The 17,342-nt window shown below is 33.8% G+C and carries 20 protein-coding genes and 1 riboswitch; of the genes, 7 read left to right on the plus strand and 13 right to left on the minus strand.

Features of this window, described 5'->3' with window-relative positions; all coding sequences use genetic code 11:
• Positions 1-41 precede the first annotated feature (41 nt).
• Positions 42-518 (plus strand): transcription elongation factor GreA, encoded by a 477-nt coding sequence (greA, locus tag SD960_RS09600; protein WP_173969212.1) that lies wholly within the window; start codon positions 42-44, stop codon positions 516-518.
• Positions 519-592: 74 nt separating this feature from the next.
• Positions 593-979: an HIT family protein gene (locus SD960_RS09605; RefSeq protein ID WP_318802486.1), complete on the plus strand. Its 387-nt coding sequence runs from the start codon at positions 593-595 to the stop codon at positions 977-979.
• A gap of 68 nt (positions 980-1,047) precedes the next feature.
• Here the strand turns inward: SD960_RS09605 and SD960_RS09610 are convergent, their stop codons facing one another.
• Positions 1,048-2,196 (minus strand): HAMP domain-containing sensor histidine kinase, encoded by a 1,149-nt coding sequence (locus SD960_RS09610; protein WP_318802487.1) that lies wholly within the window; start codon positions 2,194-2,196, stop codon positions 1,048-1,050.
• A gap of 158 nt (positions 2,197-2,354) precedes the next feature.
• Here SD960_RS09610 and SD960_RS09615 point away from each other — a divergent pair, with 158 nt between their 5' ends.
• The 4 genes from SD960_RS09615 to SD960_RS09630 all read left to right on the plus strand — a co-directional run bounded on the left by SD960_RS09615 (position 2,355) and on the right by SD960_RS09630 (position 5,217).
• Positions 2,355-3,230: a flavin reductase family protein gene (locus tag SD960_RS09615; protein WP_318802488.1), complete on the plus strand. Its 876-nt coding sequence runs from the start codon at positions 2,355-2,357 to the stop codon at positions 3,228-3,230.
• A 30-nt stretch (positions 3,231-3,260) separates the two neighbouring features.
• Positions 3,261-3,632: a DUF3127 domain-containing protein gene (locus tag SD960_RS09620; protein ID WP_318802490.1), complete on the plus strand. Its 372-nt coding sequence runs from the start codon at positions 3,261-3,263 to the stop codon at positions 3,630-3,632.
• Positions 3,633-3,781: 149 nt separating this feature from the next.
• Complete coding sequence (gene aat / locus SD960_RS09625) at positions 3,782-4,426, plus strand: leucyl/phenylalanyl-tRNA--protein transferase (RefSeq protein ID WP_318802491.1); 645 nt, start codon at positions 3,782-3,784, stop codon at positions 4,424-4,426.
• Positions 4,423-5,217 carry an MOSC domain-containing protein gene (locus SD960_RS09630; protein ID WP_318802492.1) on the plus strand — a complete coding sequence of 265 codons (795 nt, stop codon included), beginning with the start codon at positions 4,423-4,425 and terminating at the stop codon, positions 5,215-5,217. Before aat ends, SD960_RS09630 begins: the two co-directional genes overlap by 4 nt.
• On the opposite strand, the gene SD960_RS09635 is transcribed toward SD960_RS09630, so the two are convergent.
• From SD960_RS09635 to SD960_RS09690, 12 genes are all read right to left on the minus strand, one after another.
• Positions 5,214-5,924: a HesA/MoeB/ThiF family protein gene (locus SD960_RS09635; protein WP_318802494.1), complete on the minus strand. Its 711-nt coding sequence runs from the start codon at positions 5,922-5,924 to the stop codon at positions 5,214-5,216. The two genes, SD960_RS09630 and SD960_RS09635, sit on opposite strands and share 4 nt — an antisense overlap.
• A gap of 61 nt (positions 5,925-5,985) precedes the next feature.
• Positions 5,986-7,098: a 2-iminoacetate synthase ThiH gene (thiH, locus tag SD960_RS09640; protein WP_318802496.1), complete on the minus strand. Its 1,113-nt coding sequence runs from the start codon at positions 7,096-7,098 to the stop codon at positions 5,986-5,988.
• Between the two features lie 133 nt (positions 7,099-7,231).
• Complete coding sequence (locus tag SD960_RS09645; protein ID WP_318802497.1) at positions 7,232-8,008, minus strand: thiazole synthase; 777 nt, start codon at positions 8,006-8,008, stop codon at positions 7,232-7,234.
• On the minus strand, positions 7,989-8,627 hold the full coding sequence (locus SD960_RS09650) for a thiamine phosphate synthase (RefSeq protein WP_318802499.1): 639 nt from the start codon (positions 8,625-8,627) through the stop codon (positions 7,989-7,991). Before SD960_RS09650 ends, SD960_RS09645 begins: the two co-directional genes overlap by 20 nt.
• Positions 8,617-9,372: a hydroxymethylpyrimidine/phosphomethylpyrimidine kinase gene (locus SD960_RS09655; protein WP_318802500.1), complete on the minus strand. Its 756-nt coding sequence runs from the start codon at positions 9,370-9,372 to the stop codon at positions 8,617-8,619. The genes SD960_RS09650 and SD960_RS09655 overlap by 11 nt, the downstream gene beginning before the upstream one ends.
• Positions 9,339-9,938: a thiamine phosphate synthase gene (locus tag SD960_RS09660; RefSeq protein ID WP_318802501.1), complete on the minus strand. Its 600-nt coding sequence runs from the start codon at positions 9,936-9,938 to the stop codon at positions 9,339-9,341. Before SD960_RS09660 ends, SD960_RS09655 begins: the two co-directional genes overlap by 34 nt.
• A 34-nt stretch (positions 9,939-9,972) precedes the next feature.
• Positions 9,973-11,796, minus strand: coding sequence for a phosphomethylpyrimidine synthase ThiC (gene thiC, locus SD960_RS09665; RefSeq protein WP_318802503.1), 1,824 nt, complete (start codon positions 11,794-11,796; stop codon positions 9,973-9,975).
• A 105-nt stretch (positions 11,797-11,901) separates the two neighbouring features.
• Positions 11,902-12,108, minus strand: coding sequence for a sulfur carrier protein ThiS (gene thiS / locus SD960_RS09670; protein ID WP_318802505.1), 207 nt, complete (start codon positions 12,106-12,108; stop codon positions 11,902-11,904).
• Between the two features lie 85 nt (positions 12,109-12,193).
• A riboswitch (TPP riboswitch) is annotated at positions 12,194-12,292 on the minus strand.
• Between the two features lie 89 nt (positions 12,293-12,381).
• Positions 12,382-12,942 carry a DNA-3-methyladenine glycosylase I gene (locus tag SD960_RS09675; RefSeq protein ID WP_318802508.1) on the minus strand — a complete coding sequence of 187 codons (561 nt, stop codon included), beginning with the start codon at positions 12,940-12,942 and terminating at the stop codon, positions 12,382-12,384.
• 76 nt (positions 12,943-13,018) lie between these two features.
• Positions 13,019-13,450 carry a lipocalin family protein gene (locus tag SD960_RS09680; protein ID WP_318802510.1) on the minus strand — a complete coding sequence of 144 codons (432 nt, stop codon included), beginning with the start codon at positions 13,448-13,450 and terminating at the stop codon, positions 13,019-13,021.
• 251 nt (positions 13,451-13,701) lie between these two features.
• Positions 13,702-14,355 (minus strand): hypothetical protein, encoded by a 654-nt coding sequence (locus tag SD960_RS09685; RefSeq protein ID WP_318802512.1) that lies wholly within the window; start codon positions 14,353-14,355, stop codon positions 13,702-13,704.
• 14 nt (positions 14,356-14,369) lie between these two features.
• Positions 14,370-15,041 carry a queuosine precursor transporter gene (locus SD960_RS09690; protein WP_318802514.1) on the minus strand — a complete coding sequence of 224 codons (672 nt, stop codon included), beginning with the start codon at positions 15,039-15,041 and terminating at the stop codon, positions 14,370-14,372.
• A gap of 195 nt (positions 15,042-15,236) precedes the next feature.
• Between SD960_RS09690 and SD960_RS09695 the strand changes: the two genes are divergently transcribed.
• On the plus strand, positions 15,237-17,324 hold the full coding sequence (locus tag SD960_RS09695) for a M3 family metallopeptidase (protein ID WP_318802516.1): 2,088 nt from the start codon (positions 15,237-15,239) through the stop codon (positions 17,322-17,324).
• The last annotated feature ends 18 nt before the right edge of the window (positions 17,325-17,342 follow it).

Below are 17,342 nucleotides of genomic sequence, written 5' to 3' on the forward strand. Positions count from 1 at the left end.
GTCCCGATGGGATTTTTTGTATTTATATAAACGATGAAGTTATGAGTAAAGTATCTTATTATACAGCAGAAGGATTAAAAAAACTAAAAGATGAGTTGGAGCATTTGAAAAGTGTAATGCGACCAAAGGCATCTCAAGACATAGCAGAGGCAAGAGACAAGGGTGATTTATCTGAAAATGCAGAATACGATGCCGCTAAAGAAGCACAAGGTTTATTAGAAATGAGAATTTCTAAATTAGAAGAAGTGTATTCAAATGCAAGATTAATAGACGAATCACAACTTGATGTTTCGAAAGCTTTGGTGCTTTCTAACGTAAAAATTAAAAACCAAAGCAACGGAATGGAAATGAAATATACACTTGTTGCTGAAAGTGAAGCTGATTTGAAAACCGGAAAAATTTCGGTAACTTCTCCTATTGGAAAAGGTTTACTGGGAAAATCTGTTGGAGAAGTAGCAGAAATTACAGTGCCAAATGGAGTTTTGAAATTTGAAATCCTTGAAATTACAAGAGACTAAATTATAAATGTTTAATTGGTTAATCGTTTATTTGTTTAACCGATTTAACGATTCAACAAATAAACGAATAAACGATGTCGATATTTACCAAAATAGTTAACGGAGAAATTCCGGCTTATAAAATTGCCGAAGATGAAAATTATCTGGCTTTTTTAGATGTAAATCCGAATGCAAAAGGACACACACTTTGTATTCCTAAACAAGAAATCAATAAGATTTTTGATATGGATGATGAATTGTATTTGGGATTAATGAAGTTTTCTAAGAAAATTGCAATTGCTTTAGAAAAAACTGTTCCTTGTAAAAGAGTTGGTATGGCAGTTGTTGGTTTAGAAGTTCCTCATGCACACGTTCATCTGATTCCTTTAAATGAAATGGATGAAATGCGTTTTCATAATAAAGTATCCCTTTCGAAAGAAGAATTTGAAGCTTTGGCCAAAAGTATTCAGGCGAATTTGTAAAAAATAATGTCAGATTGAGCGAAATCGAAGTCTGATTAAAATAAAAAAGTGTAGTAGAGTTATTTTTACTACACTTTTTTATTTAACTGAATTTGAAAAGTAGTCCCTTTTCCTATTTCAGAATGTAAAACTTTTATTTTACCGCTATGATATTCTACAACAATTCTCTTTGTTAAAGAAAGACCTAAGCCCCAACCTCTTTTTTTGGTAGTAAAACCGGGCTCAAATATAGTTTTGAATTGTTTTTTAGAAATTCCGGTTCCGGAATCCTTTACATTTATTTTTACATGATGTGCATCCTGCTCAATTTGAAGGTCTAAAGTTCCTTTTCCTTTCATGGCATCAATCGCATTTTTTACCAAATTTTCTATTGTCCAGCTATGTAAAGTTGGATTTATCATAACCAAAATAGGCTCAGCTGGGGTATCATAAGAAAACTCAACCTGTTTTGAAAAACGGGATTGTAAATATTTGTATGAGTTTAAAGTTTCCTGTACAATATCATGAACTTCTAAAACAGGAACAGAGCCAATTTTTGAAAAACGATCTGTAATAGTTTGTAAACGTTCAATATCTTTTTGAATTTCAAAAGTTATGGACTGATCAATTTCTTCGGTCTTTAAAATCTCAACCCAGCCAATTAATGATGATAAAGGTGTGCCAATTTGATGAGCTGTTTCTTTAGCCATTCCCGCCCAAAGTTTATTTTGAGTCGCCATTTTTGTGCTTTTATAAAAATTGTAAACCAAAGCGCCGCACAAAAAGATGATCAGCAATAATGCAATGGGATAATATTTGAGCTTATTAAGTAAAGCCGAATTTCCATAATATAATTTCTGATACTTTCCGGGAGAATATTCAAATACAATGGGCTCATTTTCATTTTGGAGATTTTTTAAAAAGCGCATCGATTTTTTTTGGTCATTTAATATTTCATCTGGTACATTTCTAGTCGTCAGAATCTTGTCATACATTGTTAGTATTACAGGAATAGAAGTGTTGTTGCTGGAAATTTGAAGCGGAAGTTCGAGATCAGTATTTTCGTCTGCGTTGATTAATGCTATTTGCGCATTAGCCAGGAGTTTCATTTTGATTCGTTCTTCATTCTTGAATATTTGAAAAAAAGTATAAGTGTTCCAAAGAATCAGGGTAATGATCGAAAAGGAAATAAAAATAATAATCCAACGAGTTGTATTTCTACTTTCAGAAAAACGCATAAAGTAATTTTTGAGGTATAAATATAACGAAATATACTCATTTAATATTTTGATTGCGCTAAAGATTTTTGTTTTTAAGGCTAAAACTATTTCTCTGACTTAAACCATTTCTATACTTTTGTAGTTGCCAAAACGAGATTTGGTTAAAAAGAAAAATTATGATTAGCATTGATCCAAAAGAGATTTCAACGGTAAAATTACAAGGTTATTTACAAAGTGCCATTGGCCCAAGACCTATTGCTTTTGCCAGCACAATAAGTGCAAAAGGAATCCCTAATTTGTCGCCTTTTAGTTTCTTTAATGTATTTAGTGCCAATCCGCCCATTTTAGTTTTTTCACCGGCAAGACGCGTGCGTGATAACACAATTAAACATACACTTATTAATGTAGAGGCAACTCGAGAGGTTGTTATTAATGTTGTAAATTATGATTTGGTACAGCAAACGTCATTGGCCAGTACAGAATATGGCGATGGAGTAAATGAATTTATAAAGGCAGGATTAACACAAATTCCGTCAGATTTTGTAAAACCATATCGCGTAAAAGAATCTCCGGTGCAGTTTGAATGCAAAGTCACGCAGATAATTCCGCTTGGAACAGAAGGCGGAGCAGGAAATCTGATTCTTTGTGAAGTGGTGAAAATGCACATTCATGAAGCTGTTTTAGATGAAAACGGAGCAATTGATCAGCATAAAATTGATCTGGTTTCACGATTAGGAAATAATTGGTATTCAAGGTCTAACCAGGGACTTTTTGAAGTTCAAAAACCACTTACAACTTTAGGTGTTGGAGTAGATGTTATTCCTAATTTTATAAAAGAGAGCCCTGTTTTTAACGGAAACGATCTTGGAAAATTAGGAAACATAGAAGCCTTGCCTACAACAGAAGAAGTTAGTATATTTGTGAAAGAAAATTTTTCTGTGAAAGGAGTTTTAAGTTCTGATGATCAGGAAAAAATACATCTGGAGGCTAAGAAATACCTTGACAAAGAAGATGTTACATCGGCTTGGAAAGTGCTTTTAGCCAAAAAATAAGAAAAGAAACAATAATAAATATAGACGAAGATGGAAGTTACAGGAAAAGTAAAAGTGGTAAACCCAGAGCAACAAGTTAGTGCCTCATTCAAAAAAAGAGAATTAGTTGTTACTACTGATGAGCAATATCCACAACATATTTTAATCGAATTTACACAAGATAAATGCGATTTGTTAAGTAGCTATAAGCAAGGAGAGGCAGTAAAAGTTTCTATCAATTTAAGAGGAAGAGAATGGGTTAATCCACAAGGGGAAACCAGATATTTCAATAGTATTCAAGGTTGGAGAATCGAAAGAGTAGCGCCAGAAGGTCCTGGACAAACTCCAGCAATGCCTGCTGCAGAAGCATTTGCTCCGGCTACTAATTTAAACGAAGACGAACCAGACGATTTGCCTTTCTAAAAGTTTAAATTCTAAAATATAAATTCCAAATTCCAATTCATAAATATGTAATTGGGGTTTGGTTTTTTGTTTTTTATTAACATTTTCTGCCATTAGTATGCAGACAAGCAGTTGGAATTTGGAATTTTCTATTTTGTAATTTTTAAAATATGTATTACGTATTCAAAGATTTATTTTTTCCTCCAGTTTCAGAAGCCGATGAAGAAGGAATTCTGGCAATAGGCGGCGATTTAAATCCCGAACGTTTAAAGCTGGCTTATACAAGTGGAGTTTTTCCATGGTTTAATGAAGGAGAGCCAGTTCTTTGGTGGTCGCCGGATCCCAGAATGGTTTTGTTTCTCGATGAATTAATTGTGTCAAAAAGCATGCGTAATGTTTTGAACAGGAATCAGTTTAAAGTAACTTTCAATCAAAATTTTTTGGAGGTTATTTCAAATTGTCAAAAAATAAAAAGAGAAGGCCAGGACGGAACCTGGATTTCAAATGAAATGATCGATGCTTATTGCCAATTACATAAAGAAGGCATGGCAAAATCGCTTGAGGTTTGGCAAGATGAGGTTTTGGTTGGTGGTTTATACGGAATAGATTTAGGTCATGTTTTTTGTGGTGAAAGTATGTTTTCGAAAGTATCAAATGCATCTAAAGTAGCATTTATAGCATTGGTACAATCGTTAAAAGAAAGAAATTACAAACTATTAGATTGTCAGGTTTATAATCCGCATTTAGAAAGTTTAGGTTGTCGTGAAATTGATCGTGAAGAATTTATGTCCATTTTAGAAAGTAAGAAATTATGAGTGCCATTTACACTGTAAAAGAAATTTATATTTATCCTATAAAAAGCCTTGCAGGAATTAGCTGCAAACAAGCTTTTGCTGAAGAAATGGGATTTGAAAACGATCGTCGATGGATGTTGATTAATGCTGAAAATCTGCACATAACGCAAAGAGAATATCCGATTTTGAGCCAGTTTTATCCTCAAATTTCAGATGGAAAAATCAGTATTACTTTTAAAGAGCTTAGACAAGAATTTTCGGTTAATGAACATTTAGATCAGCCAATAGACACCAAAGTCTGGGAGGATAAAAGTGAAGTTGTCGAAGTAAATAAATCAACCTCAAAATGGTTTAGCGAACAATTAGGTTTTGAGTGTAAATTGGTGAAAATCATCAAAAGCGGAGATCGAAAACATGAAAGCTCAACATTAAAAGAAACCTTCAATGTAAGTCTTGCCGATGGTTATCCTTATTTGTTAGTTGGAACAAAAAGTCTTGATTTTTTGAATGAAAAATTAGAAGATAAAATTATAGTTTTGCGATTTCGACCAAATATTGTTATAAGCAGTGAAGTTCCTCATGAAGAAGACAACTTCGATACTTTTAAAATTGGAGAAGTCGATTTTAAAAATGTAAAACCTTGCGGAAGATGTATTATGGTAAATAATGATCCGCAAAAAGGCATTATCAAAAAAGAACCTTTGAAAACTTTAAGTAAATATCGAAAAGTTGACAATTCAGTTTTTTTTGGAACTAATATTGTAAGTTTAAATAACGGATTAATTAAAGTTGGAGATGAGATTGTTTTCTAAAAATTCAATTTTGTAAAACTCCAATTCAATGTATTAAAAAGTACTAATTCGTTTTTTAAAGCAGGTAAATCCAGAATTACCTTAAGTGTTTCATGTGCCATCATAGTGCCGATAATTCCGGGTAAAGTTCCTAAAACTCCATTCAAATTACAGTTTGGAACATCTTTCGGATCGGGCATTTCAGGAAATAAATCTCTTAGGTTCTTACTTCCATTATGATTGAAAACAGCAATCTGGCCTTCAAATTTTAAAATACTTCCATAAATTAAAACTTTGTTGAGTTCGACACAAGTATCGTTTACCAAATAACGTGTCTTAAAATTATCTGATCCATCAACTACAATATCATATTGCTCAATAATTACTGCGGCATTTTCCAAAGTCAATTTTTCAGGAATTGCAACAACTTCAATCAACGGATTTAGTTCAGAAACCACTTTTTTTGCTACAAGAGCTTTTAGTTGACCAACTTCGTTTTCAGTATATAAAATTTGGCGATGTAAATTGTGAATTTCAATGGTGTCAAAATCCATTATTCCGATAAAACCAACTCCGGCAGTCGAAATATATTGTAAAATCGGACAGCCCAAACCACCTGCACCAATTACTAAAACTCTTGCTTTTTTAAGTTTTTCCTGACCTTCATCTCCAATTTCAGGAAGTATAGTTTGTCTGTTGTAGCGAAGGAATTCTTGTATAATACTCATTTTAGATTGCTGATTTAGATTTTAGATTGTTGGAATTTGGAATTATTTTTTGGAATTTTTCCTAACTATAGCTTTTATCCCAATCTTTCCAAACGGGTTCGTAGCCTGAATTTGTTATGATTTTGGCAATCTCTTCTGGAGAACGTTCATCACTAATTTCAAATTGTTCCAGAGATTGTGGATCAACGACATAACCACCCGGATTTGTTTTAGAACCTGCACTCATACTCGTTACTCCAATTGGGATAATGTTATTTCTGAATTTTTCGTTTTCACGAGTCGAAATTGAGATTTCCAAGTCTTCATTCCATAAGCGATAAGCACAAATAAGTTGCGTTAAATCTTTGTCGTCCATGATGAAATTGGGCTCAATAATACCTTCTGCGGGACGCAATCGTGGAAAAGAAACTGAATACTTCGTTTGCCAGTATTTCTTTTGAAGATAATCTAAATGCAGTGCATTAAAAAAACTGTCCGTTCGCCAATCTTCCAAGCCTAATAAAACGCCTAAGCCTATTTTATGAATTCCCGCAGTTCCAATTCGGTCAGGCGTTTCCAGACGATAATCAAAATTTGATTTTTTCCCTTTTGTATGGTATTTTTTGTACACTTCCTGATGGTAGGTTTCCTGATAAACTAAAACAGAATAAACTCCGGCCTCATGTAAACGTTCGTATTCTTCTGTAGAAAGCGGCTGAACTTCAACAGAAATAATGGAGAATTGTTTTCTTATTAAAGCGATTGCATTCAAAAAATAATTAATATTTACGGTGTAATTTGCTTCGCCCGTAACCAATAAAACGTGATCAAAACCAAGATTTTTTAAGGCTTCAACTTCAATTTTAATCTCGGTATCAGAAAGTGTTTTTCGTTTGATTTTATTGTCTAAACTAAAACCACAATAAGTACAAATGTTCTGGCATTCATTGCTTAAATAAAGTGGCGCATACATCTGGATCGTTTTCCCGAAGCGTTTCTTGGTGATTTCATGGCATTCCTTCGCCATTTGTTCTAAATAATTTTGCGCAACCGGAGAAATTAAAACTAAAAAATCATCGAGATTTCGTTTGGTTTTTGATAAAGCGCGCTCGACATCTTTTGCTGATGTTTGGTATATTTTATATTGAATGGTATTCCAATCGTAGTTTTCAAAAACCGATTTAAATGTTTTCATTGGATTGTGGTTTTTTACCGCAAAGAGCGCTAAGGTTTACGCTAAGTTCGCAAAGCTTTGTCTAATTTTTTTGATTGAAAAAGCTTTGCGAACCTTGCGTAAAAAACCTTGCGAACTTTGCGGTTAAATAATTTTAGTCATATAAAAATGAAGTCAAAGGGCTGGAACCAACAGCAAAATTGTGCTGATTAGCAATCCTGGCTTCAAATGCTTTTCTACCGGCAATTACGGCTTCTCTAAAAGCCTCTGCCATTAATTTCGGGTTTCCGGCAACGGCAATGGCAGTATTGACCAAAACAGCATCGGCGCCAATTTCCATTGCTTTTGCAGCATCAGACGGAGCGCCAATTCCCGCATCAACAATTACAGGAACATTGCTTTGTTCGATAATAATTTCAAGAAAATCAATTGTTTTCAGACCTTTATTACTTCCAATAGGAGAGCCCAAAGGCATAACAGCTGTTGTTCCCGCATTTTCCAAATGTTTGCACAAAACCGGATCAGCATGAATGTAGGGCAAAACGAAAAAGTCAAGTTTAGCCAGTTCTTCTGTCGCTTTCAATGTTTCAATCGGATCAGGCATCAGGTATTTTGGATCAGGATGAATTTCGAGTTTTACCCAATTGGTTTCTAATGCTTCACGCGCCAATTGAGCTGCAAAAACAGCTTCTTTGGCATTTCTTGCACCAGATGTGTTGGGTAGTAAATTAATATTTGGATGTTTTAAATGAGATAAAATTGCATCTGTTTCTGTTTCAAGATCAATACGTTTTAAAGCAACAGTCACTAATTCGCTTTCTGAAGCTAAAATTGCTTCCTCCATTTCCAGATTCGAACCAAATTTTCCCGTTCCTAAAAACAAGCGGGATTTGAAGGTTTTGTCACCAATATTAAACAATGACGTTTGCATATAATTTTTCGTTTAGTTGTTGAATGGTTTTTGCTTTTTCATCGCTTTCTGTGATCATTCCAGAAACTGCAATTCCGTGAATTCCAGTTTCTATTAATTGATCAATATCTTTTAAAGTTATTCCCCCAATTGCATAAACCGGAATCTTGATTTTGCTGGTTTTAAGTTTTTGCATAATCTCAAAATAACCTGATAAGCCTAAAACAGGACTTAGTTTTTCTTTTGTTTTAGTAAACTGATATGGACCCAAACCAATATAATCGCAACCGTTTTTTAAGTGATTTTGTATATCTTCAAAAGTATTTGCGGTTCCTCCAATAATTTTTATGTTTCCTAAAATTGCTCTTGCTTCAGCAATATTCATGTCGGTCAAGCCTAAATGAACACCATCTGCAGCAATTTGCTGAGCCAGATAAAGATTGTCGTTTACAATAAAATTGGCGAGATATTCTTCGCATAAAAATTTTACTGATTCTGCCAGGGCAAAAGTATCTTTGGCAGTTTGGTTTTTGAAACGCATTTGTATCCAGTCACAGCCAGCATCTAAAGCCTGATGGATATTATACAATTGTTCTTCGATAGTATTTCCCTGTGAGATGTATTGCAGTTTATTGTACATAATGATATCCGATTAATGTTGATGTTGAACTAAGGTATTTCTCTATGTAGGTTTTTGCATTTGTGCAAGCTTCTTTTGGAGTTTGATGTAATGCAAGGTTTGAGGCAATCGCTGCTGATAAAACACAACCGGAGCCATGTTTCTCAAAGCATTTTTTTTCCGAGGGCAATAAATCAATTATTTCATCTTTTAGAAACAAACGATCTATTCCAATAGCCAAAGGATTATGTCCGCCTTTTAATAAAATAACGCTCGAAACTTCATTTTGAATTCTAAGTTGGTGCTGAATGAAACTCGGGAAAAGCAATTCTATTTCATTATAATTAGGTGTTATCAAATCAATTTTGGATAAAATTTTATTTAGGTCCAAACGATTTTCAATACTCATAAACTCAAACTTTGTTGTTGATTTTAAAACTGGGTCCCAAACGATTTGTGTTGAAGGTGATAACAACCTAATGGTCGAGAGAATTCGATTTAAATAATGCAGATTGGGAACAATTCCAATTTTTACAGCATTGATTTTATACCTTTCAAATAAAGTTTCAATAGAACGAATGACATAACTAAGATCTATCCATTGAATATCAAAAAACTCATTTTCAGTTTGAATTGTATTTGCTGTTATAATTGCAAATCCAGTCAGGGAATGCTGTTCGAATGTTTTGATATCCGCCAAAACTCCTGCACCACCCGAGGGATCAAAACCGGCTATACTAAGTATGAATGGGCGATTTGCTGACATAATTTAAATTGTTTTACAGGATTTTCATTGTTCCAAATAGTACCTAAAAGTGCAACATCATCAAAGCCATTTTTTAATGGCTTTTCGATGTTTTTAGAATCAATTCCGCCTAATGCAATACATTTTGTACTGTGATTTGTTCTTGATTTTAATGCTGCAAATAAATTCTCTTTTGGATAATAATCTTCTTTAGAAATACTTTTAAAAACCGGACTTAAAAAGGCATATTCAAAGTCATTTTCCAATGCATTGAAATCTTCAATTGAATGAGTGGAAGTTGTATACCTGTAAGATTTTAAAAACCTTGCACAATAATTAAAAATGCTCTTTCTGTCTGTTTCAGAGAAATGAATTCGGTTAATTCCAAAATCTTCCGCTAATTCATGATGATTGTGTAATGCCAATTTAGATCGAAATTCGAGTTTTATCTGATGAATAAACTGAGCCATTTCCATTTCAGAAAAACCAGGTTTCCTAATATGAAGTAAAGACAATCCTTCTTCAAACAAAGATTCAATAATTTTAATTTCGTCGGTAACGAAAGAAGGATTAGTAATTACGATCATATCTTTTTTCTTTACTCTTTCTTCTATTTTCTTTTTAAATATAAATCTCTTTCCCTTGTTCAATAAACTCTTCTGATTTTTCCTGCATGCCTTTTTCAGCGGCAGCCACATCTCTAATTTCCTGAGATATTTTCATAGAGCAGAACTTCGGTCCGCACATCGAGCAAAAATGAGCAACTTTTGCACCGTCGGCAGGAAGTGTTTCATCATGAAATTCTCTGGCAGTATCAGGATCAAGAGACAGATTAAACTGATCTTCCCAACGGAATTCAAAACGAGCTTTACTCAATGCATTATCGCGATATTGAGCACCGGGATGACCTTTGGCCAAATCTGCGGCATGTGCCGAAATTTTATACGTTATCACACCATCTTTTACATCTTTTTTGTTTGGTAAACCAAGATGTTCTTTTGGCGTTACATAACATAACATCGCACAGCCGTACCAGCCTATCATCGCCGCGCCAATGGCAGATGTAATGTGATCATAACCTGGCGCAATATCAGTAGTTAAAGGACCTAAGGTGTAAAATGGAGCTTCATGACAATGCTCTAATTGTTTGTCCATATTTTCTTTAATCATGTGCATTGGCACGTGACCCGGACCTTCTATAAAAACCTGAACATCATGTTTCCACGCGATTTTTGTTAATTCTCCCAAAGTTTCCAGCTCGGCAAATTGTGCAGCATCGTTGGCATCTGCAATAGAACCAGGGCGTAAACCATCACCAAGGGAAAAAGCAACATCATACTGTTTCATAATTTCGCAGATTTCTTCAAAATGTGTATATAAGAAGTTTTCTTTATGATGAAACAAGCACCATTTTGCCATGATAGATCCACCACGTGAAACAATTCCGGTAACACGATTTGCTGTTAAATGAATGTAACGAAGTAAAACGCCGGCATGAATCGTGAAATACGAAACACCTTGTTCTGCCTGTTCAATTAAAGTATCACGGAAAACTTCCCAGGTCAAATCTTCGGCGATTCCTTTTACTTTTTCTAAAGCCTGATAAATCGGAACTGTTCCAATTGGAACTGGAGAATTACGAATAATCCATTCTCTGGTTTCATGAATATTCTTTCCGGTAGACAAATCCATAATGGTATCTGCACCCCAGCGACAAGCCCAAACTGCTTTTTCGACTTCTTCTTCAATAGTTGAAGTCACGGCACTGTTGCCAATGTTGGCATTTATTTTTACCAAAAAATTACGGCCAACAATCATGGGTTCACTTTCGGGATGATTGATGTTGTTGGGAATAATGGCCCTTCCATAAGCTACTTCACTACGAACAAATTCTGGTGTAATTTTACTTTTAGGTGTGTTTGCTCCAAAACTGTGGCCGTCGTGTTGACATTGCATTGCTTTGGTTTGTTCATTTAAAAGTTCAATCCTTTGGTTTTCACGAATCGCAATATATTCCATTTCGGGAGTAATTATTCCCTGTTTAGCATAATATAACTGCGTGACGTTGGCGCCTTTTTTGGCTCGTTTTGGCTGGTGTAAATATTCAAAACGAAGATGGTTTAAACTCTCGTCTTTCAATCGGCTTTGACCGTAATTTGAAGAGATTTCTTCAAGAATTTCGACATCATTTCTTTCTAAAATCCAATTTTCGCGTAAGCGTGGTAATCCTTTTCTAATGTCGATTTCTATATTTGGATCTGTATATGGCCCAGAAGTATCATAAATAGTGACAGGCGGATTTTTCTCAATTCCACCATTTGAAAGCTTGGTATCGCTAAGAATAACTTCGCGCATAGCAACTTTTATAGGATGAATTTCGCCACTAACATATACTTTTTTAGAATTGGGAAATGGAGTTCTGGAGATTTGTTCTTCGGTTGTCATAGGGAAAGAAGTTATGAGTTATGAGTTATTGTAGAGACGCACAGCAATGCGTCTACGTCCTACATGAAATTGAAAATTGGAATTTTAAAAATTGGAATTTAATACTTAACCTCCCTGAGTAGCTGAAATAATCAAAATTTCGTCAGTTTCGGATACAAAATGTTGGTTCCAATTAATTTTTGGAACAATAGTGTTGTTAATGGCAACGGCAATTCCGTTTTGTTTGTTTGGAATTTCGAGATCGAGCAATGATTGAACGCTTAGCGATTCAGCATTGAATGTTTTGATTTGTTGGTTGATTTTTAGTTCCATTCCTTTTTGATTTAGAGATTACTGAAATACACTGATGTGCGTCTCTACTCTAGGAATGGCTACAATTGCGCATGAAAATGCGCGCAGAAGTCATCTTACTTTTCCCTACGCTAGTATGAACTAGATCAGGTTCAGAGGGTAAAATCTCAGCCTGCTTTTTTAGCAGACACCCCTAAAGTGTGAAGCAAATGTAATAAATTTTTGTTTGGTTGTTTAAAAAAGTTTCAGGTTTCAGGTTTCAAGTTGTTTTTGAAAACTAAAAACTGCGGCCGTTTACTGGCTTCTTTTCCAACAGTTTTCGGCGTGATCATTGACCATTCCGGTTGCTTGCATATGAGCATAAACTACAGTTGAGCCCACAAATTTAAAGCCTCTTTTTTTTAAATCTTTACTGATTTCATCAGAAAGTGGAGTAGTGGCCGGAACATCTTTTGAGGTTTTTGGATGATTTATAATCGGTTTTCCGTTAGTAAATTTCCAGATGTAATCAGAGAAAGTGCCAAATTCTTCCTGTACTTTCATAAAGGCCTGTGCATTCGAAACTGCTGCTTTTATTTTAAGTTTATTTCTGATGATTCCGGTATTTTGCAGTAATTCTTCAATTTTATTTTCAGAATAATGGGCAATTTTTTTATAATCAAAATGATCAAAAGCATTTCTGAAATTTTCTCTTTTGTTTAAAATTGTAATCCAGCTAAGCCCAGCCTGAAAAGTCTCCAAAATTAAAAATTCAAATAAAGTAGGGTCGTCATAGACAGGAACGCCCCATTCTTCGTCATGATATTTTTTATACAAATCGCTGGCGGTGCACCAACCACATCTTATCGGTTCCATTTTTTATTTCAAATGTATAAAAAAACCTCAAATCAATTAAGATTTGAGGTTTTTCAAAATTAGTATCTTTTCAAAATTAGATTTTTTTGTATACCTGTACAGCTGAAATTGTGATTCCTCCTTCAGAATAAGTGAATTTTAATTTTAATTTGCTTCCTGTTAATTCAGCAACTTCAAGTTTTTCTTCATCTTCACTTGCGTATTTTTTAGTCAATGTGCTTCCGTCTTTAGTCCACGTTCCTTCTTGAGTGTAGGCGTTACATTTATTATTAGTAAATTCTGAATAACTATCAATAAATTTTCCATCCGCTTTAAATTCCATGATATCGTTGTCACATCCTTCATTTGTAGCTGGCTGTAATGCTTCCTGACCATTGTAAACTACTCCTACTTCAGAAAGTTGCCATTTACCTTCAATTGATCCTCCATTGTCATCATCACTACTACAAGATGTTGCTGCTAATCCTAATGTCAATACAGACAAAAATAAAATGCTTAATTTTTTCATTTTGGTGGGTTTTTAATTGTTAATTTTCAGCAAAAATATATTTTTTTTGAAAAAATTAACATAATATAACAGGTTTTTTCGTGTTTATTTTGTGTTTTTGTGTAATGTATTGATATACAAGTGTTTTTTTTTAAAAATATTTTTTTATGTTGTACAAATGATCTTGTTAAATTGGAAAATGGAGACCTTATTTGAATATAAAACTGACAAAATGCACTAGGAAATTCCTTTATTTAAATGATTACTGGTTGTTATTTTCCAATTTGCCAATGATATCCTTTTACCTTTGGAATATAAGCGGATTGGCCAATAATCACCAAATCATTATAGATTTTTTTATTGTATTTTATGCCTATAGCTTTGCCGGAAGTGTACATTTTATTAGCAACAAACTTAATTTTCATACGACCATCACGCAGCTTAGCATCTGAAATTTTTTCAATAAGCCAAGTCGAATGCCATTTTAGAGCAATTTCATCTTCGGCGGTTTTAGTAACACTTTTTACTAGTTTTACTGCGTCTTTCGGAATTTCAAAATTATGAATTAAGTCTTTTTGTGTCAGGGTTTCTCCAATTTCAGCCTGAGAAAGAATTTTACGAATATTAACAAAACTTATTAATTGATTACTTGATTCGGTGTTTATTGCGTCTGCAATATTTTTCTTTTCAGTTGTTGAACTATCAATTGGTTTACTAGGAAATAATATTTTTTTGGTGTTAGTAATATTATGTTTGTTTTTAATAGATGTGGTAATAGTTATGGTATCTGAAGAAATAGTTTCAGAGATAGGTTTTAAAGAATTTACAGGATAAAGCTTTTTCTTTGGCTGTTTTTTTTCGTCGTTACCACAGCTGGAAAAGCAATATACTATAGAGAAAAGTATAATTATAATGTGTTTTTTCATTGTGGTAATTCGTCTTATAGTTCTTGAGAATGATTTTCATCATCTTCACCTAAATATTTTTTAATTAAATGATGACCAGCATAAATTAACGGAGTAAGTAAAACGGCTACTGATAATTTGAAAACATATCCCGTCAATCCTGACGAAATAAAAGTGTCAAAATCGATTTTACCAGGTAACCAGAAAGCGATTCCAAGAACAATAAATGAATCAAATAATTGAGAAATTACTGTTGATCCTGTTGTTCTGAGCCAGATTTTTTTATCGCCGGTTCGTTTTTTAAAAAACCAAAAAATCCAAACGTCAATTAATTGAGATGCGATAAATGCTATTAAACTACCTACAATAATCCACATACTTTGCCCGAAAACGGCCTGAAATTGTTCGTCATTTACCGGACTTATTCCTTTTGCAGCCGGAATTACTATTGCCATAAATAATATCAAAAAGGCATATGCAATTAAACAGGCTGTTATAAAAGAAAGTTTTTTAACTCCTTTTTCCCCAAAATATTCATTGATTAAATCTGTAGTTAGAAAAACAATAGGCCAGGGCAAAATACCAATACTCATTACAAATGGTCCAATCTGAATCAACTTTCCTCCAATAAGTTCTGCAACAACGGCGTTAGTAATAAATATTCCGGCAAGAATTACAAATACAATTTCTTTTTTGGTTTTAAACATGTTATTTGGGTAATTTATTTTTCAAATTTAAGGTATTTCTATTTAAATCATTGTTTGAACTAATAATTTAAAAGAGCAAATTGAGCATAATAAAATTGTAAATTTGGGTGAATGATTTATTATAAATACATTTAAGATAAACAATATTGTGCTTTAATAAATTATTTTTCATGAATAAAAATAATACTATTTCTTATGACTACAACAACTTTTACCTCTACAGAAGGGACTTTTCAGAATCCATTATTTCAAAAATGGTCTGGTCCTTATGGAGGAGTACCTTCTTTTGATAAATATAAAGTTTCAGATTTCCGGCCGGCAACAGAGTTTGCTATTCAGGAAAATTTAAATGAACTAGACGCCATTGCGGATAATTTGGAAGCGCCAACTTTTGAAAACACAATAGCAGCACTCGAAAATTCAGGAAAAACAATTGCCAGAATTAATGCTGTGTACGGGATATATAGTTCTAATATTTTTACGAAAGAATTTGGAGTTGTAGAGACAGAAATGTCACCAAAATTATCAGCTTTGAGTGATAAAATGTACCAAAATGATAGGCTCTTCTCTCGCATTGAAACTTTGTATAATTCAAAGGACAAAGAAAAACTAAATAGAGAACAACAGCGTTTGGTTTGGCTGTATTATACAAATTTTGTTCGTGAAGGCGCAAAATTAAACCATGATGATAAAATAAAAGTGGCAGGAATCAATCAGGAATTGGCAACGCTGTTTACAAGATTCAGCCAAAATTTACTGGCAGAAGAAAATAGTCAGTATGTAATTTTAGAAACGAACGCTGATTTTGAGGGTTTACCTGTCGAAATAAAAAATGCTGCGATTGCAGAAGCAAAAGAGAGAAATATAAATGCTTTGGGATGTATTGCAAATACACGTTCTTCAATCGAGCCTTTTTTAACATTCTCTACCAGAAGAGATTTAAGAAAGAAAGCTTTTGATATTTTTGTTAAAAGAGGTGACAATGGAAATGAAAATGACAATAATGAAACGCTGATTTCCATTTTAAAACTACGTGCTCAAAAGGCAAAATTATTAGGGTTTAATTCATTTGCAGAATGGAGTTTGTCTAATAAAATGGCAAAAGACCCTGCTAAAACACTTGAGTTAATGAATTCGGTTTGGAAACCAGCAGTCGAAAAAGTACAGCAAGATGTTGCCGAAATGCAAAAGATGGTAAATGCCGAAGGTGGTGATTTTAAAATTCAGCCTTGGGATTATCGCTATTATGCGGAAAGAGTTAGAAAAGCAAAATATGATTTGGATCAGAATGAAGTCAAACAATATTTACAGCTTGAAAATTTGCGTGAAGCTATGTTTTGGGTTGCCGGTGAATTGTTTAATTTAAGTTTTAAACAAATTACTAATGTATCTGTTTTTCATCCAGACGTGCGTGTTTGGGAAGTAAGAAATAAAGTAACAGGCAAAGCAGTTGGTTTGTGGTATTTTGATCCGTATGCGCGAGTAGGAAAACGTTCCGGTGCCTGGATGGATTCCTGTCGTGATCAGGAGAAGTTGGATGGGGATGTTTTGCCTATCGTATCTAATAATTGTAATTTTATTAAAGGAAACGAAAATGAACCTGTCTTAATTTCCTGGGATGATGCTACGACCTTATTTCATGAATTTGGTCATGCATTACACGGATTATGTTCTAATGTGACTTACCCAAGTTTGGCAGGAACGGCAGTTGCAAGGGATTATGTTGAATTTCCTTCGCAATTATTAGAGCATTGGCTTGCTACGCCTGAGGTGTTGAATAAGTTTGCTTTGCATTATAAAACTAATGAACCATTACCACAATCTATGGTTGACAGAATAGAGCAGGCAGCAAATTTTAACGAAGGTTTCGCAACGGTTGAAACAATTTCAAGTTCTTTTGTTGATATGGAACTGCATTTAACAACTGAAACTATTGATCCTGATAAATTTGAAAAAGAAACATTAGAAAAGCTCAATATGCCATCAGAAATTGTGATGCGTCACAGAATTCCACAATTTGCGCATATTTTTTCCGGAGATGGATATGCGGCAGGCTACTATAGTTATTTGTGGGCAGATGTGATAAATGCAGATGCTTATGAAGCTTTTATGGAAGGTAAAGGACCTTATGATAAAGAAGTTGCAAAAAGACTTTATGATACAGTTTTTAGTGTTGGAAATACTGTTGATAATGAAACAGGATATGAAAATTTTAGAGGAAGAGCACCAAAATCTGATGCGCTGATGCGAGCAAGAAATTTTCCGATTAAAGAAAAGATTTAATGAACATTTGTCGAAATA

Source organism: Flavobacterium sp. MMLR14_040 (assembly GCF_033657265.1).
Classification (GTDB): domain Bacteria; phylum Bacteroidota; class Bacteroidia; order Flavobacteriales; family Flavobacteriaceae; genus Flavobacterium.